The sequence below is a fragment of the Ferroacidibacillus organovorans genome (assembly GCF_001516615.1).
In the GTDB taxonomy this organism is placed as follows: Bacteria; Bacillota; Bacilli; order Alicyclobacillales; family SLC66; genus Ferroacidibacillus; species Ferroacidibacillus ferrooxidans_B.
Map to the genome: position 1 here is coordinate 1 of NZ_LPVJ01000035.1, position 22,713 is coordinate 22,713.

At 49.3% G+C, this 22,713-nt stretch carries 17 protein-coding genes; 4 read left to right on the forward strand and 13 right to left on the reverse strand.

Translation table 11 applies throughout. From position 1 onward, the window contains the following. Nucleotides 1-67: 67 nt before the first annotated feature. Nucleotides 68-784, forward strand: a complete 717-nt coding sequence (locus ATW55_RS08885) for a hypothetical protein (RefSeq protein WP_153005082.1) — start codon at nt 68-70, stop codon at nt 782-784. Nucleotides 785-2,011: 1,227 nt separating this feature from the next. Continuing rightward, entirely contained in the window at nt 2,012-3,298 is a 1,287-nt protein-coding gene (locus ATW55_RS08895) for an IS110 family transposase (protein ID WP_067715888.1), read from the forward strand. A gap of 421 nt (nt 3,299-3,719) precedes the next feature. Here ATW55_RS08895 and ATW55_RS08900 read toward each other — a convergent pair whose 3' ends face one another. From ATW55_RS08900 to ATW55_RS08910, 3 genes are all read right to left on the reverse strand, one after another. Next, nucleotides 3,720-6,302 carry a DEAD/DEAH box helicase family protein gene (locus ATW55_RS08900; RefSeq protein ID WP_067715893.1) on the reverse strand — a complete coding sequence of 861 codons (2,583 nt, stop codon included), beginning with the start codon at nt 6,300-6,302 and terminating at the stop codon, nt 3,720-3,722. Between the two features lie 91 nt (nt 6,303-6,393). After that, on the reverse strand, nt 6,394-9,429 hold the full coding sequence (locus ATW55_RS08905; protein ID WP_067715896.1) for a DEAD/DEAH box helicase: 3,036 nt from the start codon (nt 9,427-9,429) through the stop codon (nt 6,394-6,396). A gap of 592 nt (nt 9,430-10,021) precedes the next feature. After that, on the reverse strand, nt 10,022-10,306 hold the full coding sequence (locus ATW55_RS08910; RefSeq protein WP_153005083.1) for a hypothetical protein: 285 nt from the start codon (nt 10,304-10,306) through the stop codon (nt 10,022-10,024). An 871-nt stretch (nt 10,307-11,177) separates the two neighbouring features. Between ATW55_RS08910 and ATW55_RS08915 the strand changes: the two genes are divergently transcribed. Together ATW55_RS08915 and ATW55_RS08920 are read left to right on the forward strand one after the other, a co-directional pair. Next, nucleotides 11,178-11,777 (forward strand): restriction endonuclease, encoded by a 600-nt coding sequence (locus ATW55_RS08915; protein ID WP_067715904.1) that lies wholly within the window; start codon nt 11,178-11,180, stop codon nt 11,775-11,777. Nucleotides 11,778-11,883: 106 nt separating this feature from the next. Then, on the forward strand, nt 11,884-12,303 hold the full coding sequence (locus tag ATW55_RS08920) for a hypothetical protein (RefSeq protein WP_153005084.1): 420 nt from the start codon (nt 11,884-11,886) through the stop codon (nt 12,301-12,303). Nucleotides 12,304-12,922: 619 nt separating this feature from the next. Here the strand turns inward: ATW55_RS08920 and ATW55_RS08925 are convergent. The 10 genes from ATW55_RS08925 to ATW55_RS08970 all read right to left on the reverse strand — a co-directional run bounded on the left by ATW55_RS08925 (nt 12,923) and on the right by ATW55_RS08970 (nt 22,683). Further along, the gene (locus ATW55_RS08925) at nt 12,923-13,774 is read right to left on the reverse strand and encodes an Rpn family recombination-promoting nuclease/putative transposase (protein ID WP_067715911.1); all 852 of its coding nucleotides are present in this window, start codon (nt 13,772-13,774) and stop codon (nt 12,923-12,925) included. Between the two features lie 56 nt (nt 13,775-13,830). Further along, entirely contained in the window at nt 13,831-15,330 is a 1,500-nt protein-coding gene (locus tag ATW55_RS08930; RefSeq protein WP_067715915.1) for a recombinase family protein, read from the reverse strand. A gap of 543 nt (nt 15,331-15,873) precedes the next feature. Next, nucleotides 15,874-16,200: a DUF7678 domain-containing protein gene (locus tag ATW55_RS08940; protein ID WP_067715924.1), complete on the reverse strand. Its 327-nt coding sequence runs from the start codon at nt 16,198-16,200 to the stop codon at nt 15,874-15,876. Between the two features lie 22 nt (nt 16,201-16,222). Continuing rightward, nucleotides 16,223-16,423, reverse strand: coding sequence for a DUF5049 domain-containing protein (locus ATW55_RS08945; protein ID WP_067715927.1), 201 nt, complete (start codon nt 16,421-16,423; stop codon nt 16,223-16,225). Between the two features lie 46 nt (nt 16,424-16,469). Continuing rightward, entirely contained in the window at nt 16,470-16,646 is a 177-nt protein-coding gene (locus ATW55_RS16315; protein ID WP_160327206.1) for a hypothetical protein, read from the reverse strand. A 76-nt stretch (nt 16,647-16,722) separates the two neighbouring features. Further along, nucleotides 16,723-16,902 (reverse strand): hypothetical protein, encoded by a 180-nt coding sequence (locus ATW55_RS08950; RefSeq protein WP_067715931.1) that lies wholly within the window; start codon nt 16,900-16,902, stop codon nt 16,723-16,725. A 109-nt stretch (nt 16,903-17,011) separates the two neighbouring features. Then, entirely contained in the window at nt 17,012-17,950 is a 939-nt protein-coding gene (locus tag ATW55_RS08955) for a lytic transglycosylase domain-containing protein (RefSeq protein ID WP_067715935.1), read from the reverse strand. Between the two features lie 133 nt (nt 17,951-18,083). Continuing rightward, the gene (locus ATW55_RS08960) at nt 18,084-19,517 is read right to left on the reverse strand and encodes a hypothetical protein (protein ID WP_067715941.1); all 1,434 of its coding nucleotides are present in this window, start codon (nt 19,515-19,517) and stop codon (nt 18,084-18,086) included. Next, nucleotides 19,514-21,982 carry an ATP-binding protein gene (locus ATW55_RS08965; RefSeq protein WP_067715945.1) on the reverse strand — a complete coding sequence of 823 codons (2,469 nt, stop codon included), beginning with the start codon at nt 21,980-21,982 and terminating at the stop codon, nt 19,514-19,516. Before ATW55_RS08965 ends, ATW55_RS08960 begins: the two co-directional genes overlap by 4 nt. Beyond that, the gene (locus ATW55_RS08970; RefSeq protein WP_067715949.1) at nt 21,979-22,683 is read right to left on the reverse strand and encodes a TcpE family conjugal transfer membrane protein; all 705 of its coding nucleotides are present in this window, start codon (nt 22,681-22,683) and stop codon (nt 21,979-21,981) included. The genes ATW55_RS08965 and ATW55_RS08970 overlap by 4 nt, the downstream gene beginning before the upstream one ends. Nucleotides 22,684-22,713: the final 30 nt, after the last annotated feature.

Here is a 22,713-nt window from a genome sequence, read left to right on the forward strand (position 1 = left end):
ATCCTGAAGTCTGGTTCTATTTGGCATTCGAATGGTCCCCGTGGTCGACCAACTGGGAAAAAGATGCGTGGGGCCTGGGGCACTCGCTAGTAAACTTGACTTCCGTGATATTAATTCTCTCTACCAATTGAAGAAGCATGAATTGGATAAATCTAGTGCGTTTATTGACAGCATAATTACCTCTGAAGAAAGGAACATGCAGGAGACTTTGTTTACAAATTATCGTCGAATTACGATCACTACGAATAAAATTCGCATCTCAAAAGTATTGCTGGCTATGAGATACCTGTACACACTGGCGTCAATCTATCAACAAAGCGCAATAAGTAAAATAAATTTTTCCAAACGGGAGGAGTATAAGTACCTCGCTCCAATTGTCGATATTTCCGAATTGAGCAGTGCATTTGCAAATGCGCATAATATTCCGGAAAACGAGGCACGCTTTATTTTTGACCTGTTTATTTTCGACATAACTTGTGGCCTTGATATGTTTTCTCAACCGCTACTCCCCGTTGCCGATGGCAAAGTAATTTTTTGTCCGTCAGTCATAATTCAAATGCGCCCATCCCGAGTTGTGGAGAACTACCTCAGTCGTTTTGACATTGATATTGGTCAAAAGGGACGAGAATTCGAACGGAATTTGAAGATGGCTCTTAAGGAACGGGACCTCGGTGTCAAGGTTGTTGGGAAAAAGCTTGAGTTTGTGGCTTTTGATCAAGAACCGGTGGAATTCGACTTCCTAGCCATGTTCGAAAACCATTTAGTGATAATGGAAATGAAGTAACTATATGGAACCTTTTCGGACAAGGACTATTTTAAACGGGAACAACAGGTTATGTACGGAGTAGAACAAGTAAATAGGAGAACCAAAATTGTTCAAAGAGATTGGGACAAAATAAAAAAATGCTCTGACATAGATTTGCCGGATTCACCGCCAGCGGAACAGAACATACTGAAAATCGTTTGTTTGAATATTTTCGGCTTCACAGCCTTTGAACGAAATGGAGTACTTATAACTGATTATTCCGCCTTATTGCGGTTTTTCTCTGGTCCTATGGTCAATAGGATTATTGGAAATAGAAACAGTGTACAAATTGAGCCAGGATTGAGGTTGTGGTCGGGGGGTAAACCTTCAGTTGCGGATTTCGTAGATACTTACATGAACCTGCAGCGATTCGGAGCATCGTGCGCAATTTGGAACTCCATACTGTATCTGGACTTAGAATTCAAAAAGATGATTATAACATCTTCTTCATTGATTACTATTTAAAGACCGTCCCTAATGATATGGAACTAAATGGTCATATCTAAGTTTAGACTTGACCAACTGGTTATACCATTGTTGTTATGGCGCATTATCGAAAATGCTGCATCTTTGACGTAAGCATGGCAAATCGAAGTTAAATAAATGGACAGGGGATAACTTTCGTACTCCGAACGAAAAACACCAGGGGGACTGCTCGACCAACTTGTAATCTTTACAATGATCATACTTTGAGCTTGTTGAGCGTCCCTGGTGACACTGTAGGTCAGTATTACTAGGGACGCTTTTCCTTTTAGGCTGCGGACATTATATTGTAGCAGTCCATGGACAGACAATACCGTCTTGTATTGGCCATCTTGCGATGGACAAAACAGTCAGTCGCAGATTCTTAAAGTGGGCTGGTATATCTTTCGGAGACCGATACTGTACTGGAGAAAGAAACTCAAGCATAATCGGGTGACTCCAACGCAAATCATCATCATGCGCGTCTTCTAGAAAAAGAGGCTGAAAACCATCAGCGGATATGGACATAGCTAAAATAAGGCGCAAGGTGAAGAACAACGGAACTCCGTTTGCGGGAAAACCGCACTTACGGTTGATGCAGAAGGTGCTGGCAACTCCAGCCCTTTACTCTACGCTAGGAGCATTCCTGTAATGAAGTAATTCGGGGTTTGAAGCAATAAAAAACTCCTGATAACGTGGTTGGTGACAAAACCATCACGAAAAATCAGGAGGTCGTACGACAACATGAGTATATCGCAGAACAGGAAAATTCGCAGTATCACAGATTCAACCTTGGTGATTGGCGCAGATATTGCCAAGAAAGTTCACATCGCCCGCGCCAGCAACGCACGAGGTATCGAACTTGGTAAGTCCTTGTCCTTTGACAACACCAGGCATGGCATGGATAAGTTGCTGATGTGGATGCGGTCCATCATGGCGGATCACGCTTGTGACAACATCATTTTCGGTGTGGAACCGACAGGCCACTATTGGATGAATCTCGCTCAGTTTCTTCGTCAACATGGAATTAAGGTGGTTTTAGTCAATCCCTTGCATGTGAAGAAGAGCAAAGAGCTGGACGACAATAATCCGACCAAGAATGACCATAAAGATGCCCGCGTCATTTCACAACTGGTTAAAGACGGACGCTACTCCGTACCGAACATTCCCGAAGACGTCTACGCAGAATTGCGTGTGGGAATGAATCAACGAGAGCGCCTGGTCGAAGACCTCAAGCGTGTACAAGGACGTGTCCACAACTGGGTAGACCGCTACTTTCCTGAGTTCACAGAGGTCTTTTGTGACTGGGAAGGAAAAGCGGCGTTGACCTGCCTTCGGCAGTGCCCTTGTCCACAGGACGTAAGCGTAAAAACTGCGGAAGAAATTGTTCACATGTGGAGAAGTGCAAAAATTCTTCGAGGCGTGGGCATAAAGCGGGCACAAGCGCTTGTGGATATCTCTTTGCAATCCATTGGGCTGACACAGGGACTTGGCATGGCACACGAGGAATTAGCGTGCTTGCTGAAGCAATACGACCTGTTACAGCAAGAACTCGGGCAGTTGTTAACGAAAATCGAGCAGCTACTTGAGAGCATTCCAGGTGCCGCTCAAATGCTAACCGTACCAGGTATTGGCGTAGTGACAGTGGCGGGCTTCATTGCGGAAGTTGGGGATGTGTCGTCCTATGAACATTGGCGCCAGATTCAAAAGCTAGCAGGATTTAACCTGCGGGAAAATAGCTCAGGAACGCACAAAGGCAAGAGCCGCATTACAAAGCGTGGACGCCCCAGATTAAGAGCACTGCTGTACCGAGCGACGCTTGTGCTAGCAGCAAAGAATCCACAGTTCCAGGCATTACATAAATACTTCACGCGGCGTGTGGATAACCCACTCAAGCCGATGCAATCATTGATTGCACTCTGTTGTAAATTGATTCGCGTATTATTTACGCTTGGCACCAAAGAAGTGGACTATGCACCTGAAAAGGTTCTTGGACCGATACGTTCCACTGAATTGCAACAAGCTGCTTAAATTCTCTTAAACGACTCGAACGCAGAGCTATGCAATTGACAAATGAAGCACGGAGAAGCCGGTACGATACACACCATACGGGCACCGACCCTGGTTAGGAGCTTAACTGGCCTCCACCCTTCGACAGGCAGAACGATGGAATGCAAAGGGCCGAAAGTGGGACCCCGTGAGACATGGGAGGGTACGCCGCGAAGGTAATTGTGGAGATCCAAAGTGCGACCATAATTTAACAAATGGGGCTAGCCCCCTAACGTAATCGCACACCCCTTGTCCAGAAGATTCCCACAACAAGAGTCTGACAGCACTCTGTCTACTGCGTCAAATGTGAAAGACTGCGAATGAGTGAGAAAACAAGAGAAAATGAAAGATTATTGAGGGAGGAAGATGGAGTGGAATTAGGGCGTGCCCCCACCATTCGTGATTACGAGGTGGGGAGGTTACTTAACAAGCTTTGTTCCAAAAATGCCACTACGCTTAGCGGGTCAATTCCCGCATCCCTATACATTTGCATAGCTTGACTACGCCACTGCTCATCGCCGGTACCGGTAAAGCTCAACCGAGCCTGACGAACAACTCCAAGGGCTTTTTCTGCCCAAGAACGAAAATCATCGATATGCCAGTACGACACGTCCTCGACGAATGTCATAGCCGCTTTATTGATTGTTTTGGCCGTGGTAATCATTGCGGAAATGATCCTGGCGTCTTGATTCAATTCCTGAACATTTTTTCGGATCCATGTCGGGTGAGATACTGCTTGGCGAACTTTGTTTGCCCCTACTGGTGTCGATTGATCACCTTCGGTTTTGTCTTCTGCAACAATGCATAGGTCATCACCAACGATCCACCACGGGTCAGGACCGGCAGTTTCGTCTGAATTGTCAGCCTGATATCCCAACATTCTTCCTAGTTGCACATGTGCGTTTTCAAAAAGTGCAGAGTCGTCACCGTTCAAATCATTTAGAATTTCATGCACTCTCTTTTCAAATTTACGGTCACTTGACGTACCAAGGCGCTGAAGAACTGACTCAAGATTCTCGATAACAGTAGCCAGAAAAGGATCGCCTGCAGATTGTTTTTGGCTTTCGTGTTGTCCTAACGTTCGTAACCAGGTAACCGAATGGGTGCACGAAGCTGCTTGGCTGAACCGTTGCCTTGCAACAGATGCAAACGAAGGGTCGCCGTTTTGTGAAGCCAACCACGCAGCGCTGCCAGCTAGATAGTACCAAAACCCTCGATAGCCCTTTAAATCGTCTCCGTCTAAACTTTGCAGTACCCGACTTGCATATTCGACTGCCCCTACGTAGTCCTCTCTCCACATGGCATACTGAAAGTCAACTTCGTGTTTTGCAGCTACGAGGAGTTGGCCCATCGCAGGTTCTGGGGACTTAATCATGTCGTCACGCCGAGCCACAATTTCTTGGTCTACTTCATCCCAGTCCGAACCGTGAATTAGAAAGATGTCTAGATTCTCAAGGTAGTCATCAGGAGTTGCAACTTTTGATTCTGCGTAGCCAAATTGCAATTCGGCCTGAAGTTCTGGGTGAAACAATTTAATGTTCTGTGATTGAAGCAGACTGTCGGTGAGTTCTTGTCCAAGGACACACACAGCTGCATAATCGGTGGCACTACGGGTGCAACGACCGATCGCTTGAACGATACGCGTGCGAATGCGATCGTTTAAAATTACAGTCGACGCCATGCGGGTTTCCAAAAACCTCTCATGGAGATTGGTTGTTCGGGGAAGTCCTTTGACGACAAGAAGACGACATTCATCTCCAAATAGATCAATTCCCTCAAACCTATTTGCCAAGATTGCAACAGCGCTTTTGGATTTGAGAAATTCGTCTTTGGTTTTTTCCAAGTCTGAAGCATCGAAAACTTCGTGCTTTGTGTGCTTCTCCAAGACATCGCGGAAAGAATTTGCTGAATTGAAATCCGGAACAAGAACCAGCGTTCGGAGCGTATGTCTTGTCATTTCGATGACGACTTCCTCCGCTTTGTCTTCCGTTAGTGATACTTCCGGAAAGAAAAACAAGCGTCGGCCAATACCATGTTTATCCCATCCTTTCGGAGCGGCTAACCTGTGTATCGTCTGAACGCCAGTGATGCGCTCTAGATCGCCACCGGACCCGAGGGTGGCGGACATATAAATCCGTTGTGATGCCCCATTAAAGGGTTCGTGTACAAGTGACGGCGGCAGTAGCGGGCGAATTAAAACTTCATTCCAACTCAGGTACAAATGGCACGCTGATAATTGGTCGCGAATCAGTGACCAAGCAAATCGCATATTTTCGCTTTGCGTATGTTCGTCGAGTAAAGCGATGAGTGTCGGAATGATATCGAAAAACTTTGGCGTTGGAACTTTCTCCACCCATTGACGATCCGATGGACTAGGATTGTCCGACTCCATGCGAATATATTGTGACCGGGGAATTATGTGTCGGATTACGCTTAGAATTTGTTTGTATAGAGTTTCCTGTTCCGAACGGGAAATACTCACGGACCAAAAACGAGTTACATAGTTCTCGGCCGCATGAGCATCGTCCAAAATAATTACGTCCGGATTGTAAAATACGGGATTTATATTGAATAGACCGTTATAGGTCGTGACAGCAATGGCCTCACTGTTGGAATACTCGCTACGCGCTGTAGGATCGTATGAAGCCTGTCTTCCAACGAATGCATTGGTTTTTATTCCGTATTTGGAGGCAGATTGTTCAACCACCTGGTGCACAAGCTGTCGAGTAAGGCAAAGGTATACAATTCGTTCATTATTGGCACGGCGTCTGAATTCACCGATGAGAAGACCGATTAGGGTTTTTCCGCTTCCAGTCGGAAGTTCAAGTGCAACGTCCTTCTTATTGAAGGCATGTTCCTGATAATCACGTAGAATGTCCGCTTGGTGTGAGAGAAGACCTTGCACGGAACGGTTTTTCAGATCGTTGAAGAGTGCTTCGGGACTATCAATGATGGATTTGCCTTTATATCGCGATTTGAACGCCACAGAAACGCCTCCTCAAGAACCAACATCAATTGTCGGCATATGGATGAAAACCCGAAATGGTAAAGGTCGGTCTAATTTCGTACTACAAAATTCAATCCTCGTCAGATGGCAGAGACCGTCGATATTTAAGCAGTTCATTGACCCGTTTGGGGGCAAGGATTTCATTCAGATGATCCACGGGAACCGACCATAATTCCTCGATGGTTTTAATATTGGTCTGGGACAGTGCCAGATATTCCCCACGTGCCAATAAGATTGGAAGTCCCAATAGATCAAGTACTGAGGCCGGTAAGCCGACTTCTAACTGCTTTGTAAGGCTCTCCACATCGTCAGCGGCAGGGATTCCATCAAAAAGTGTTAACGACGCAATTTGATACGCCGAACGAAGATGGTAGCGCGTGGCGTCTGCGAATTTGCGAATGTCCCCATGCGTGATAACTCCACTAAACGGATTCGTGGTATAACGTTGTTCAATCACGTTTGTAGGTACGCCGTCAATCCAATCTCGAAGTATTGCTACCCGTTTGCATCTTGCGTAGTAATCAAAAAAGTCTTGGGCATTTCGTTGAAGTGCTTGGACTATTGTATGCGAGTATCTTCCTGCCGCAATAGACGGCCATTTTGCTTCTGATTGGCCCCTTTTCATCATAGGCGTATATCCATTGTCTGACTCTGGAAGGGTTTGTACCAATGCCATTATATCCGTTGCACTAAGGGCAATTCCCATAAAGGACTTCAGTAACTCAACCAATTTTAGTGCAGAAGAGAAGGATAGAGATGAGTTACCGCAGGCGCGACCAAGTAGTGTGAGCTGAACAAATTCCGCCTCTTGTTCCACCAGCCCTAGCGCAATCATTTTCTTCAAGAGTGCATCAAGGTTTTGTTCCATCGCGGTCCGCCACTGTGGCAGCTTAGAATTTGCCAGATAACCGCCGTATGTGTTCAACAATAAACGAACAACACTGTTTAGTTCTATTCGTTTTGTTTGTGCCAATAATCGAATTATCCATGTCTCCAGATGGCCAACGTCGAACGACGAGTTCAGTTCTTCTAATTTCCCCATGACATATTGATGAAATCGAAGTTCTCGTTGGTGGGCGTTGTCTGCCAGAATGATAGATGTTCCCTCTTCATTAAATCCTAGTCGCCCAGCTCGACCAGCCATGTTTTTATACTCCGCTACAGTGAAGGGACGTCCATCGTCGCCGACAAATTCTTGTTCAGCAATAATTACGGTGGACGCGGGAGTATTTATCCCAGCTGCAACGGTTGTTGTAGCTGTCAAAATTCTTAAAGTGCTATTGGGATCACGAAACGTATCTTCAACAATAATTCTTTCATCTCGTGAAAGGTTTGTATTATGAAATGCTGTCCCGCCATTCAAACAATTTCGTAGCTTAGCGGATGCAACGGAAAGGTCATGAACTGGCAGTTCTGCCGATGGCCGAACTGATTTCAAATATAAATCCAGATCTGTCGCGAGATACTGGGCGCACCCCTCGGCAGAACCGCGTCTATTCCGGAAGATAATGATTTTCTCGTTGTCATTGTTTTGAATGAGTGTCCGAACCAAGGGAATAATCAGGTCTTGGGAACTGGGCTTGTCCCGGCGAATTCTCACGGTTCCAAATGGTAGTAACTGCTTCGTTCCAGTAGTCCCATCGGGATTTAAGTACTGGAATATCCCACTACGATCGAGTACTCCTTCAATCAGTTTCACTGGCCGTTCAGTAGTCACCAGACTCTTGCAATTCAGCCAAGCATCAAAACTGTTGATATTTCCAATTACGGCGGATAAAGCTATAATTTGCGGATTAATTCCTTGTTCACGAGCCGAGAGGAGAAAGGTAAGCAGCAATTCAACGTTAATCCCACGTGACGGATCGGCTATAAATTGTGCTTCATCAAGCACCACGAGACCGATTTGATTAAGAATGGTTGGTATGTTTACGATAAGGTTCAGGAACATTTCATAGGTGAGTGTCGCCAGATCGTACTTGCTTTGAATAAAGAGATCCGTTTGATCAGTATAGTCTCCAGTACACCTTATGACTCGTAATCCAAGCCCATCACCGTAGAGCTTTGAGAACTGATTGTATTTCTCGTTGACCAATGCTCTATAGGGGAGTAGAAATAAGGCTTTACGACCTTTGGTGATCGCGGCTGAAGCTGCCATTTCCCCAACAAAGGTTTTTCCTGAACTCGTTGGTGCAACAACAAGAAGGGATTCTCCATCCAAGATTCGATATTCGTTTACGGCTTGTAACTGTAAATCATTCAATCCACCTTCAAAATTCCTGGACCATTCGCTCAGAATAGCGTCAGGGAGTCCAAAGACGGACAAATCCTTGATATCGCGGTTAACTATGACAGCACGGGTCTCGGGAAATTCACGATAAAAATTTTCACCTCTACATAGTGCCGGTAAAAGGAGCCCACCTTCAACGTATCCCAACATTACTGGTGTCTGTTCGACCCCAATTTTACCAGCATCAGCTCTCACTCGTTCCATGATGTCGTTCACAGCTTCTGAAATATTGACTTGGATACTCGCAGCTTGTAAAACATCCAAGACAGCCTTCGTTAATAGGCCGTGACCGGTGCCAGGAAGTTCATATGCAAATTCATCCGTGTTGGCAGCGGCAAGAAGTATCCGTCCTGTGCCTGCAAGAATATTAAGAGGGGGAACCGGGCCGCGTGGAATGGGGCTGCTTTCAAGGACACGTGCCGGAGCGCCTCCACTGAAGCAGCAATCCAGAATGATGAATACAATCTTCGCTTGTGTTTCTTTAAAGCAATCGGCGATTTCTTCCATGGAAATAGTGGTCTCGGTGAGATCTGACACAGTGGTGTTATGAGTAACAAGTCGGTGATCATGTGTACCATGACCTGAGAATGAAATGATAACTGTGTCGTCTGACCGCGCCGACTTAAGCGTCTGGTTCAGACTTTCACGAACATTGTCAATCGTGGCGTCACTATCAACTAAGAGTTTTGCCTGTATTTCTGGAACGGTGTCCTTAAAAAGTGCCCAAAGAGCTGTCGCGTCTCTCCGTGCGCCTGTTAAATCGCTGATGTGGATATCTGCATATTGATTAATTCCAATGAAGTTTGCAAGTATCGTCATGATATCCCTCATTTTATAAAGTTTTAGAGTTCACTTCGTTCTCATAACTCATCATTCAATCATATGAAGACGTTTAGGAGCGATATGGCAATTATACTATGACGGGGATTTTTGGTCCCTTCTTTCAGTCGGGTGACATTTTAAGTGTAGTGATGAAGGAAGTAGGCGTGTGGAGCAAGAGTCGAACCTTAACTTTACTTCCATGAAAATGTAGGAGATTCTAATGCGGTCAAATCTCGTTAACAGAACTGAGAAGAAGAAAGGGTATGACGATTTCAGACTTATCAGTTCAGTCGCAAATAGATTTTGGTAGGTTGGCGGGATTACCCAGGCAGCACATACACGCCTGGGTTTTGTGAATTCCTCTGCCTCAGGGTTATGGCATTTCGCCACGGAATTCATATCTAGAGGTGTCGGTAGCTGCTACGGACAAGCAAAATCTGATTACGCTTTGGGTTGTCATTCTGCCAAAACCGTTGCTGAACCTTTGAGGTAGACTACTCTCCCATGACTAAGTACCCTTACTCTATTGCTAACTTGTCAACAGAATTTCCGAATTCTTTTTGTAATGCCACTCGGCCTAAATCCGTAACTACGATTGAATGTCGAATTCGACCATAAAGTTCTCAGTACTGTCGTCTTCTGACCAACGATGCGCCGCAACATTCGCGTCATCAAGGGCATTGCATCCTTCGAGAATCTGAGTTTCACCACTTCTTTTAAACAAAGTCACTGCGTAACTTTCAATCTCCATCTTCCCATCGGCAAAAATTGAACGAGCCACAGGTAATACTCGGATCATTTCCTGACCGTACGGGATAGATATGCATTTATCGATAACCATTCTGAAATTAGTGGCTTCCATTTCCGCACTCATCAAAGTTCAATCCGAGATTCATGTGCATATGCAAACAATCGGGGGTATCGCAATCAGCTACGACGCCGCAGCAATAATCAAGTAGCACATGAACCGTTGCTGAGCATATCGGGCATGTAAACGTTGTTTCTCTCAATCCATTACTAAGTAATTCATTAGCACTCTTCTGAACAACTTCAGTTATTGCTAGGATTTTTTCTAATTCGGTGTCTTTCATGAACTCAGCCCCCGGATTTATTTAAAGTGATCTTATCATGAGAACGTACGTTCGTAAATAAAGGAATCCTAATTCATTGGAATATGCTGCTTTGAATTCAAACTAAGTCGAAGTAGTGAATACCCAATGAATCTACTTCGGCTCAGTCGGCTTTTCTGTTCGAGTCGAAATTTTACATCAACGTACACAACTGTGTTCAAGTCAACCCTTCTCGTTCAGATTAATTTTCTTTTGTACGGCCTGTGTATCCGTCTCATAGATTTGGTTCTTCATTTTGGTCATGCTAGGTCATTTGGTAAGGCATGCCGCCGGGAAGAAGGCTTCTTAAGGTTTAATCAATCGAATCATGTGGTCACCAGCCACCTATCTCGGCTATGTTATCTATTTGTTCAGCTAAAAAATGGGAAGGTTCAGTTCGTGGATTCCTTGTTTTTGTAGTAATCCGAACAGACCTCCCAAACGCCATTTCGCGCGGGGAATTTTGGGAGCGGTGGCACGGTAAAAGAGAAAACAGGGCAAATGAGGCGAACTGTGTTCGACGATAGTGGTTGTCATTCGCACGGGTGTGTGCTCATAAAAGATAACTTGGAAGAGGATTCATGTAGAGTTACGCAGAAGTATCTTCCAATCGAAATTTGTCGGGAGTTGTCATCTATGAATCTTACTCTGCCACATAGTTTATATTTGGAACTCGGGGCTGTTTTCGTACTTGCAATAGTCGTAAATGCAATCACCCCCACCAAGAAACGTAAGTCCTCAAGGTCGCGAGGTTCCAACCAAAAGAAGAAAGACCAATCAAACACTCGAACTTCCTCTGCAAAACGTCCGGACGTTGAAATTCTTCTCAGTCCCATTGAAAAGCTCACATGGGCTGAATTTGAACGACTTTTGGCTCTTTACTTCCGTGATCACGGTTACGATGTTGAAGAACCCGGAATCGGCGGTAATGATGGCGGGGTCGATTTGGTCATTACTAACAAGCGCACGAAAGAGCGTACTGCTGTTCAAGCGAAACACTGGGCTGATCGTCGTCACGTCGGGCCAAATATCATCCGTGAACTGCACTCGGCACGTCTGAACACGAAACCTTCTTGTCTATATGCAATGCTTGTCACATCGTCTGACGTTTCACCTCAGGCACGCAAAGAAGCACAAGATAGGCATATCGAGTTTTGGCACGGGGCAACGCTTGTACATAGGCTGGAGAAGTGGGGCAAGTGGCAGGGAAATCAACGGCGTAGGCGTTCAAAGTGATGCGTTGTCGCCTAAGAGAAGAGAGGTCGGTAAAATGGGGATAAAGATGTCGGAGGCTTATTATAAACCTCAAAACTGTGTTATACGTGTAGATGAGGCCGAGAAGGTGAAAGCTTCTGAACTCACGAGTAATTTATATTGTAGCTCCGAAAATTGTATGGCACGGTTGAAGTTTGTTCATTCCTACAATAAAGGTGAAGATAGCGAAATAACCGTTCCATCACATTTCGCCCTTGTTTCCGGCAGCGACAGTCCTCATAGTGATGATTGCCAGTACAATGTGGGGGAACAAGTTAAAATCATTGCTCGTAAGGCCGACGACATGATGCAGAGCATAGCGGATGGTAAGTATAAATTCAGGTTACATCTTCTATTGGGTGCTTTAGCAAGGGAAGGCGAGTTAGTTGGTGCTCCAGCACAGAGTGGTTCAAACACTCGTGGGCAAGTCGAGACTACTTACACAACCAAAGGTAGATTAACAGCATATTTGTCAACTGCAAGGAAAGTTATGGAGTTGCGCTCATAGATAGAACTGGAACGCGACATCGCTCAATATGTCAAAATTCAATTTCGAGGAGATACTATTCGATGGGCTGATTTTTATTTTGAGCGCGAAAATCTGCTCCGGTGCTACGAACGAGTTAATAATCACAGTTACCCAATCTGCATCGAAGGGGAAGTAAGAACAATCCAGATTCCGTCCAACAGCCGTAAAACCGGAATGATACAGTTGAAAACGATAAGTGTTCAACCAAGCAGTGATGGGTACAAACGCATTCCTATGGTAAAGCTTTATGTGGTTAATAGAATTCCATTGGAAAGCATTACAGCGGGAACAAAAGTGGTCGTCTACGGAATTCCTAAATCAAGTTTAGTTCGTAATGATGATGCCCGGTGTATCTGGTTGAACATATCGATGTCGGTGAACCACAGAAATCAACTTTACATTATCCCTGACTAAGAACCTTCTTAGTGTTATTACGGGGATTGCATTGCCCTCTATCAGCGTCAAGGCGTGGATTTCCTCTTTATACGGAAGAGGAACTTTTGTATGAACTACTAAGTCAAGTCTCTCAACGGTCCGCCAGGCCGAGTCGCACGATTGACGCATAAGGTTGCCTCATTGAGTCCCTACATAAATTGTATTAGTGAGGCATTTCTTTGCGCAATCCATTGATCTCTTCATGTGTAAGTCCTGTTAATCGAGCGACTAACTCGACTTCCATTCCCTCCGACAGCATGTTCTGGGCGACTTCTATAGCCTTGAATCGTTCGCCTTTTTCTCTTCCATCTTCTCGTGCTCCATGGATGTTCGAGTTCCAGTCATGAATCGCCTTTTGCCGTGCTTCGTATAGTTCACGTGCCTCCCGATCCTGACTCAAAAATTCCAGCGTGGTCAATGCTTTTTTAATTGCCGGTTCCTCCATCGCAAGTTCCTCCATTCTTTCTTGCCCAGGTCCCAACAAGAACAGCGTCCAGCGCACCAACTTTCGTTGTTGACCCACCGCGATTTCGCGTAGTTTCTGAAGTTCAATCATATGGATTTCGATGTCATTCGTCAGGATGAGACCGGTACTGTCTTCCCGCAGATGAAACGTGTTGTGGTAACGGTCATTGTCGATGTAATTGAAACCAAGGATGTTGATGGTTACCGTGCGGCAGAGACTCCGATAAATCTCCCCCTGCACCAACTGGCTCCCATACATTCGCGCCCAGTAGTAGAGCGAACGCTTCTCCATATCTTGCTGATCTCGAAGCTGAATCTCGATATTAATCAGCGTTCCGCTGGCTGTCCGGGCCTTGATGTCAAGGACGGACATCTTATCATAGACTGTTGTCTTGTCGAGATACGGGTTGAGAATTTCAATCTCCGTCACGCCGGGTTCATTGGCGGACTCAAAGACTGCATTAAGAAAATCGAGCAAAATGTCCTTATTTTCCTCGATGCCGAATATGCGTTTAAAAACGAAGTCGACGCTGGGCTTGAGTAGCTCCATGATTATCACCTATCCCAGTTTAATCATACCATATCATAGGAATACTACTCATCTATTCAACGGAATTTGACCCTCACATCAATGCGATAATTGTCCCTCACATACTCGATCCGCTCAATAATCTGTTTGAGCAACCGGTTCTTCTCCTCGGGCATGCAGTCGAGTTGTTTCCACACCTCCTGCAGTTGTTCAATTCGCTGTAGCCGATCCTGGTCCGATATCGGGCCACCGACCTGCAGTGTCTCCTTCAATTGCTGAATGTCGTTTTCTTTTTTCATGATCAGGTCCTTTTGGTGGCCCAGACGTGTCCGATATTCCTGTTTGGTCAAGTCTCCAGATACATATATGTCCTTCAGACGGTTTAAACCTTCGTGCAGCGTCTCGAGTTCCGTTTCCTTTAACTTCAGTACCATTTGTGGGGTCATGTCTGGAGAATCCGATGTTTGAATCGGTTTCGAGCGGATTTCCTCCTCATAGTCGCGAAGGCTCTCCATCACGGCCAACTCAATATGCACAAGATCCGCACCGGGGTTGCCGCAGCGGTTCCCGTACGGGTCGATTTTCTGGCACTTCTTCACCAGCAAGGTACCGTTATCTTTCGGTTGAAACTGCCGGGAGGAGCCGCATTTGCCGCAGTACACAAGACCGGAGTACACGTAGGTGCCGTGTCTGGTTCGCTTGGATTGAATTCGGCGTTGCTCCAACAGTTTCAGGATCTCAGCATGTTCCTCCGGCGTCTTCACCGCAGGGTGAGCGTTCTCAACGATGACCCAGTTTTCACGTGGATTTACCCGAAACGGTGCCGTCTTGCGATTCTTGTGTAATCCGCCACTGGTCTTGCCATACACGATACGTCCGAGGTGAACTTCATTTAAAGCCAATCGATACAGTACGCTTTCCTGCCACAACTTCCCCTTGGGGGATGGGACGCCCATGCGGTTTAGCTCCCAGCAGACGGCAGCGCATGTGGCACCACTAAGCAAACGTTGTTTGATGAAATTATAAATGTCCAGTTTTTCAGGATCGGGCTCGAGACTGCGAGCCTCCGAATTATAGAGGTAGGGGAAGGGGGCAGGACCGTTCGTCCAGTGACCGAGACGAGCACCAATCTTCTTGCCGCGCTGGAACCGTTTTTTGATCATCCGATACTCATACCTTGCAAAGACGCCCTCGATGTCGGTAATGAGTTCCTGGTCTTCGTCGTTTAAGTCGTACACTCGGGTTGGGGTCACAACGAGGGTATTGGAGAGTTTTAGGATTTTCTCGACGCGAGCGCGATCCTCCTTATCTCCACGGCTTAATCGATCATAATCCATGACGACGACCGCATCGTAAAAATCGTTCTCCACATCTTTTAAGAGGCGCTTGAATTCGGGACGGAAGTCAATGCTGTCCGAACTTCCGATTTCCCGGTAAATTACGTATCGCCAGTTGTTCTTCTTGACGAAATCGGTGAGGGCAGTCTCGTGTTTGAGGAGAACATCCTCTTCGCCATCGGTGTCGTCGCGACTTTTGCGCAGGTAGACGGCAACTTCGTAGATTTTCTTTTGTTCCATTTTAACATCACTCCAGTGACGTACAGAGATTCTGGTTTGATTGGCAGTACACTCAGCGCATGGCCCGATGGCCGATGGCTCCATCACTCGACCTGTTTCGTGTCCGGTGATGGAGCCCCGCTTGGATGTCCAACTTAGCTCTGCGTTTCAAAGCAGTCAACGGCAGGAGATGGAGCGGATCAAAGGCTTTGAGAACGTACTTGTTGGACAGATCACGAGCACGATCAAAATGAGTGGTCGTTCTGTAGCAGGGTCGTGTGATCTGTACATGAGGTTTCAGCAGGAGGTTTTTCCACGGACTGACGAAAGAGGGTCCGTTGCTGGCAAACAGAGCAGCGGATTTCGACGCTGTCCGTTGAGATGAAAAAGGAATCGTTCGTCAAGATGGTGTAGTGGCCAAGCGGGCAAATATAAATGGGTTTTCCCAAGTCGCCACGCCCTTTCTTGGGGTTGCAGCGAGTCGACCGATGCCCACAGGTAGCGGATCTCCCACTGTCCTTTTGTTCTCATTGGGCATCGGCCGCACGCCTACGATGCCGATGATCAAAATTCCATGTGTTCGCGATGCTTACGTTCTTCATATGCCCAGTCGATGTCACGATCATGGAAACAGGCAAATACGTTCTCTACGACTGACCGATATTTCAGTTCGGGCAGATTGCCATCCCACGAGCGGTCGTAGTTGACTAACGCATGAAAAAGGCCGTCCCCTTTTTTCGGGACGACCATCAGGGCGGAGATTCTGCCGTCGTTGATGCCAAACTTGGACGGCTCCTCGAATACACGGGCGTGTACGTAATATCCGTCCACGTTTCCCTCGTACCACGTGCCTCCAAAATGACTTGGTTTGACAGTGAACTCATATTGCATGGGTGAACGCCTCCCGAATTTATCAATCTTCCGGCTCGATGCCGTAGAGCACGCTCTCCAGGTATTCCCGTTTGTGATCCCGCAGCCACCTTGCCGCATCTTTGTTGTTCAGCAGATCCGTCATCTGAAGGACTGACCCATAGTCGAACATGCTGATTGCCCCAGACTGACGAACCGCTTCCAGACCCTCATACACGGGTCTTGGTACCTGTATCCTGTTCATATGATATTTCTCCCTTCGAACCTTAATAGAGTGCATGAGTCGCTGATTACCTGTGTTCATCCATCACCCGACAACCATAAACGTTGAACCCGACCAAGAAGTTAAATCTGTACGTCATTCTTGCGTAGTGCAGGAGTTCAAGTGCGTCTGATTTGTTGGACAACTGAATGGCCCCTTCCTCCCGGACGCGCCACACCATCTCTTCCAAGGTTTGCTTATCCACGAGTTTCAACACCTCCTCGCGTTGGCTGACAGCCTAACTCGTTTTTAGCCCGACAGCAACTTGCGCCGGACTGCCGTTAATCGTCCTCGTCGACGACCAAGTAGAAGAAACTTGTGTGACCTTCGATTCGAAATTGGTATCCATACATGATTTGTGCGTACGTGATGAGTTCCAATGCCTCGGCTTTGCTCTGGACTTTCAGGCTCCCTTCCTTACGCACACGGCGAACTTTGTCTTTCAAATCTTGATCTGGCATGCTGCATCCCTCCTTTCTCAGTGTGTCATCATAGCTTCGGGACCGAGCATGAGCAACGAGAAAGCTTGGCCATCTGCCATGTCTCTGTCCTGAGCACAAAGATGGGTAACTACGGCGTGTTGGCTGGTGTTGGTGTCATCATAGGCGGCGGTGTGGGGGCCAGGTTTGGCTGTGACGGGCTCACAAACCACAGGAGGGGCAATGGCGCACCCTGCTCCTCAATTGAGGCTGTGACGCCCCGTGTGGCGGCCATTCCGAGTGGTTCTCCAACATGGACCACCTGCGCAGAAGAAACTGTCGGTCGTAGCCCCTGCTCGATGACGGTGAGGCCGTTCCCGAGATCCAGCGTGACGCTCATACCTGTGACCGACGTAACGGTGCCGTTGTGAACCGCTTGCACAGTCACACCTGCCGGGCAATGGATAATCACGTTCAGCGGTTCACTGTTTGAATGGCCGACACCCGAAATTCGGTCTCCTGTATCCGCCACGGGCCAAACCCAGGCTGAACTAAGTGGGTTCCACGTCTGGTAGATTTCTGCCAAACGCAGTACCTCGCGCACATAGTCTGTCGAGTGGTTGTACTGAAAGACAGCCTGCATGGGATTCTTCTTCACGCCAGAAACGGATAGGTAATGGGCTGCGGAAAAGATGGCATCGACCGGATCGTATGGATCTATCTTGCCGTCACCGTCCGCATCGACGCCATACTGTGCCCACGTGGATGGTTCGAATTGCATAAACCCAATCGCACCTGCCGATGAGACGGACAAGTCGCGGCCAAAGTCGGTCTCCACCTTGTTAATCCCAGCGAGTATCGCCCATGGCACGTGATACTTGGCACCCGCTGCGTGGTAGAGGGGAACAAGCTGTGGCGGGATGGGTTCAACAGAAGCCGTCGACGAGAATGGCAGGGCGTTGTCGCGAGAGGAGATGACCACCCCAAGCGTCACAAGCAGGAGCAGAAACAATAGGATCACGATCGCGACACCCCACCCGCCGACTGCCGCGATGACCCAACCAATGATGCGTTTCGTGGGGCGTTTCATCCTTCCTCACCGCCGTCGCTATCGCTTCCCTTGGACTTGAATCGGCGGACTACGTTTTTGGCGAAGCCGCTCGTGCGACCAACGGACGTTGACGTTTCGCGTAAGTGGTCACGCACGTACACCACGGACGTTCTCAGCATTTCGTGGGGTGTCGGCGCGCGACCTTCGAGAGAATGGCACCGAGCACCCGCTTGCGAAACAAGAAGGCGAGAAAGAACAACAGTGACACGAGCACTTGTTGTAAAATGAGCAGCCCGGTTGTTTTGGTCACGACGTCGGCCAACAGCAATGTGAGACCGAAATACAGGCCATATACCACTTTCGTCCCAAGTGCCCCAATCAGCCAGCCAAGCCACGCGCGCACCAACCCAAACCCACGTCCTGGCAGAACGCCGAGTAAAAAGACAATGGGACAGACGAGGATGAGCGCGAGCGCCATCTCCTGTGCTGCGATGAGCATGCCTGCAATGACGGCGACAAAGAGCAGGAACGTGAGTGACGCCACCAAAGAGAACAATGCAATGACCATCCTTGGCATCACACTCCCCGCGCCAAGAACGTCCGGCATGTCTGTGTGTCCCGCGTGGTTGATGGACGGGTCCCCAAGGGTCGTGGCAAGGATGGTTCGCTGCTGGGAGCCGTCTGGGTACGAGCGCATCAGAACCATCCAGTCCTCGCCAGGTGAGATGGGCAGGGAAACATGGTCCGATGCGGCGGTTTTCTCGATGGCCGTCGCTTCTGCGGGCGTCACGCTTATCGGTTGCTGTTCGGTTCGGTTGAATTCCCCAATCACCCACGGGCGGGTGACGAGCAAATCCCAGACCTGATTCGCTGTGATCACGAGTTCTGTGTCCGCCGCTTGCCCAGGTGGGATGGACGATTTTCCCTCAATTTGTTGAAATGGCTGCGCGAGCGACCCCATGGTCACCTGCGCGAGCCGATCCATCGTGGTCGAGAGAAACCGGATGTCGGGACCGCTATTCGCCATAAAAAAGAGCCCACCCGCCAGCACGACGACGCTCGCGAGGAGTCCGGACCAGACCCGCGTCGGTTGGTTGTCGATCATCCCCTTCTTCACAACCCAAAAACCGAGCGCAATGAGACTGAACGGGAGAAAGCGTCCGAACAGACTTTGGCGTAGCCCGACAAGCAGCGGCGTAACGGCGGCCAATTGATTGTTCACCAACTGCGTGTGAAACCCAAGTTCGGCCAGAAAGATGCCAAACCGTGTAACGAACCCTGAGCCCATGAAAATCCAACTGGCGATTGCGTTTCCGAGAAATGGGATCGGGTCATTCAGGCTTGGTTTGAGGCCGCCCCACTCCCAAGTCACGAGGTTGTACCCTAGATCGAAGGCGTATCTATCTGGAGGATACGTCCGGTAGGCGGGGGTGACCCCCGTGGTCACGCCCACCTGCTGTTCGGTCGGCAGGATTTGATTCACCATCGAAGGCGCAGACTGTGTCGCCGCAAAGGCGGGTGATGAAGTCGCAATCACTGCAACGCCGATACAGACGAGAAAAGTTGTGATGACGGTGAACCACATCCAGCGTTTCTTCCACCTCATGACGAACGCCCCCCATCGACGGATGTGTTGAACACGTCAAGTAAATCGTCCGGTGTCGGATCGACATGGATCAGACTGACCCGTCCTTCAATGTCCTTGAAGAAACACTCCCCGGAGCGCAGGCTCCGGAATTCCTGCCAAAGTGACGCCTCGTTTGGATCAAGACCCAATAGGATGGCGTTGTCTCGGCTGGCACGTGGATCCTCGGTGCGAAAGCAAAAAATGGCGCCGAGGTTGTTGCGCAACTCCTCCTCGGCGATATCGCCCGGGTTCTGGGTGACGAGAATGGGGACGACACCATAGGAACGCCCCATGCGCACCGTTTCGTCGATGAGTTGTCGGCCCTCGGGGAAGGAGCGCAAGAGCCACGCTTCATCAATGCCAAAGAGCTTCAAACCACCAGGTGTACCGTGAAACATCCGTTCGCGACCGAGCGCCGCCATGAGATACATCATCCCCACGCCAAAGCGCTCGTTTGGTGTGAAATTGCCCGTTTCACCGGGTGCCCGCTTGGGCAAGGGAAGTCCGGACAAGCTTGCCACAACAAATCGCGTGTCGGGGAGTGAGCTCATACCGTCATCGCGTGCAAACACCAATCGGCCGTAGGGACTTTTCGTGTATCCTTGGAGCCGGGTGAAGCACCGCCTTGCCTCCGCCCGCATGGCCTCGTGTCCGCTCGATTGGCTCAGTTTCTGCAGTTCGTTCATGACGCGATAGAGGTCTCGCGACGAGGTGGCAAACGTCCGCTCGATCGCCTCCATGATGATGTCCGCACGTTCGTCGTTTCGTTGCCCGTCCAGGAGCAGGCTCAGGTAATCGTGCGCGATGGCGTGACTGCGTTCTTCACTTTGTGCCATCCGAAACGGGTTGATTTGTGTTCGTGATCCGGCAGACAGGCGAAGGACCGTGAGTCCTTTTGAAATTTCAGGGATGCCCGTGAAGCAACCGTCCTCGTCTTTTGGGTCTATGGAAAAGATGCTGCCGCCGTGGTTGAAGGCAAGGTAAAAAAGGAGTTTCTTCAGGACTGACTTGCCACCGCCAAGCGTACCGACGATCCCGACGGCACCGCTGCGATTGAGTTCCCTTGACATCGGTCGGGCTAAGTCAAGGAGCACGGGCGTCCCCTGGCGCGTGCGACCGATGTAATCGCCTGTCGGGTCTCCCGCATCCCGGCTGCCGTGCGGAACACCCGCTGCGAGGTACCCCGGGTCCATGGGGATAGACCATGGCTTTTTCTCCATGTCGGTTCCAGGAAGGCTGTTCAGAAAGCCCCGCGTTTGATCCCCTGGCGAGCGCACGACGCGCAGACGCAGTGTGCTGCACAGTTGGGAGAACTGGGTTGCACGCGCCTCCAGTTCTGTACGGGTCGGCGCGAAGACAGCGAACGTAACGGTCGCATGGACCAGTGGCATGCCGTGCTGAAGTTTGTGTTCGAGATGTCGTCCACGATCTCCGGCCCATTCAAGCGTGAGCGGTAGATCGCCGGTTCCGTCCACAAACTCCCGTTGCTGATCCTTAAGCGCCTTGCGGCTGCGCTCAAGCCCAGCCGCCGCTGTGTGTGGCGCTTCTATTTCAAGGTGGATGCTGCATTCAACCGGATCGGGCAGGTCATCGAGGCGATACAGCCACTCCTGCCCGATGTCGGAGATCTCTTCTGGCACATCGACGAGGAAGAAAAACGTCTGCCAACTTTGCCTTGCACCGTCATCTTGATGATGAATGACAAGTGTACGTAGCCGTTCCTCGATCACGGTGTCGCCGGCGACAAGAATGGGCAGGGACTTGCGTGGCCGGAGCATCACCCGTTCTCCGCGCACAGCGATTTGGTAGCTGGGTTCAAGACCGAGACTTGGCACGGATTCTCCCGGCAGGGCACGATGAAACGGGTGGTACAGGAGCCATTCAAGGTCTCCGCTTTGCAGCCGTTCGCCTCCGAGTGCCGCGTGGACGGACTGGGACACAAGTGCCTCTGCGGAGAGGGTGTCAACGAGCACCTGTCGGTCCATTTCACCAGACGGGGCAGACAGGAACTGTTGTTGCAATGTTCGGCCAATGCCCGTCGCAAATCCCCGGAGCGAAGCGAGTGTTCGCCCCGGAGCGGCGAGATCTAGGTCTGGTACGGAAAATCGCGAATGCGCAAGCTTGACGAGTAGGAACAGGGAGCGGTGCCATGGCCGTTGATTCGCCACCTTTTCAATGACCGCAGCGCGATATCGCTCGAATTCTGCACTTTGGCCATCGCCGCTATGAAAGAATCCAGTCGGACGAATGTCATCCGTCAGGGAGAGAAGATGACAGGCGCCGCGATGCGCATGCAGGAAACCACGAAGTTGATCGACAATGGCGCGTTTTTTCTCCTGGGACGAAAAGGCATACGGTTGCTGGGGAATGCGATAGGCAGCCCACGCTTGGAGCCGCGCGTCGAAGTAGACGTTTTGCTCGTAGTAGAGAACGGGACACTTCATCCGGCACCCCTCCTCGGGTGGGTTTGGATGGATGCGTCCGATGCGGTCAGTGTGAGATCCGCTGGCGCGGTCACGGTCCAGACCCAAATGCGCTTCCCGCGCTTTGTCCGAACGTCGTCGATGTGTGGAGACCGTTTGTCGGGTAGCGGTGTGAGGGAGAAGCGATGGGTTCGTTTGTGCCAGCGCAGCCGCGCTTTTGGGTACACGCGCAAGGTGGACCCAGGTTCGAGTTGGCCATCGAGTGGTTCAGCAAGAAAGAAGCGAATGCGACATCCGTTCGCCAGGTCGACCGTGTAGTAACGCCTGGCGGACAGGGACCAGCGCAGCGCACGGCGTGCGCGTGGCAATGCAATGCGTTCGAAGCACCGGATGTGCTTTTTGCGGAAAAGGAACAACAGGATACCCCGCAGGTAAGCGGAGGTTGACTTCCCGGCCGGATCGAGTTTGTGTGCGATATAGGCGAGGGCAGCCGGGACGACACTGAGGGTGAGCGCTGGACCCAACGGCGAGATCCATTTGAGAATCGGGATCACGTAGTAGAACACGACAAACACGAGAAAGATTTGTAGCCAGAGCAAGATGAGGTCCTGGTCGATGGGCATCCAGAGCCTTACATCGCCAATCTGGTAGAGGACCGTTTTGACCTTGAACAAAGAACGGTACGCGTGATAAAACGCCTGACCCGCACGCGGCTCAGCCATGTTGCATCACACTCCTATTTCGGCCAGGGT

Excerpts from the sequence above, each read along its gene's own strand:
- ATW55_RS08895 (WP_067715888.1), top strand. The coding sequence starts at position 2,012 with ATGAGTATATCGCAGAACAGGAAAATTCGCAGTATCACAGATTCAACC.
- ATW55_RS08905 (WP_067715896.1), bottom strand. The coding sequence starts at position 9,429 with ATGACGATACTTGCAAACTTCATTGGAATTAATCAATATGCAGATATC.
- ATW55_RS08910 (WP_153005083.1), bottom strand. The coding sequence starts at position 10,306 with ATGAGTGCGGAAATGGAAGCCACTAATTTCAGAATGGTTATCGATAAA.
- ATW55_RS08915 (WP_067715904.1), top strand. The coding sequence starts at position 11,178 with ATGAATCTTACTCTGCCACATAGTTTATATTTGGAACTCGGGGCTGTT.
- ATW55_RS08925 (WP_067715911.1), bottom strand. The coding sequence starts at position 13,774 with ATGGAGCTACTCAAGCCCAGCGTCGACTTCGTTTTTAAACGCATATTC.
- ATW55_RS08930 (WP_067715915.1), bottom strand. The coding sequence starts at position 15,330 with ATGGAACAAAAGAAAATCTACGAAGTTGCCGTCTACCTGCGCAAAAGT.
- ATW55_RS08940 (WP_067715924.1), bottom strand. The coding sequence starts at position 16,200 with ATGCAATATGAGTTCACTGTCAAACCAAGTCATTTTGGAGGCACGTGG.
- ATW55_RS08945 (WP_067715927.1), bottom strand. The coding sequence starts at position 16,423 with ATGAACAGGATACAGGTACCAAGACCCGTGTATGAGGGTCTGGAAGCG.
- ATW55_RS08950 (WP_067715931.1), bottom strand. The coding sequence starts at position 16,902 with ATGCCAGATCAAGATTTGAAAGACAAAGTTCGCCGTGTGCGTAAGGAA.
- ATW55_RS08955 (WP_067715935.1), bottom strand. The coding sequence starts at position 17,950 with ATGAAACGCCCCACGAAACGCATCATTGGTTGGGTCATCGCGGCAGTC.
- ATW55_RS08960 (WP_067715941.1), bottom strand. The coding sequence starts at position 19,517 with ATGAGGTGGAAGAAACGCTGGATGTGGTTCACCGTCATCACAACTTTT.
- ATW55_RS08965 (WP_067715945.1), bottom strand. The coding sequence starts at position 21,982 with ATGAAGTGTCCCGTTCTCTACTACGAGCAAAACGTCTACTTCGACGCG.
- ATW55_RS08970 (WP_067715949.1), bottom strand. The coding sequence starts at position 22,683 with ATGGCTGAGCCGCGTGCGGGTCAGGCGTTTTATCACGCGTACCGTTCT.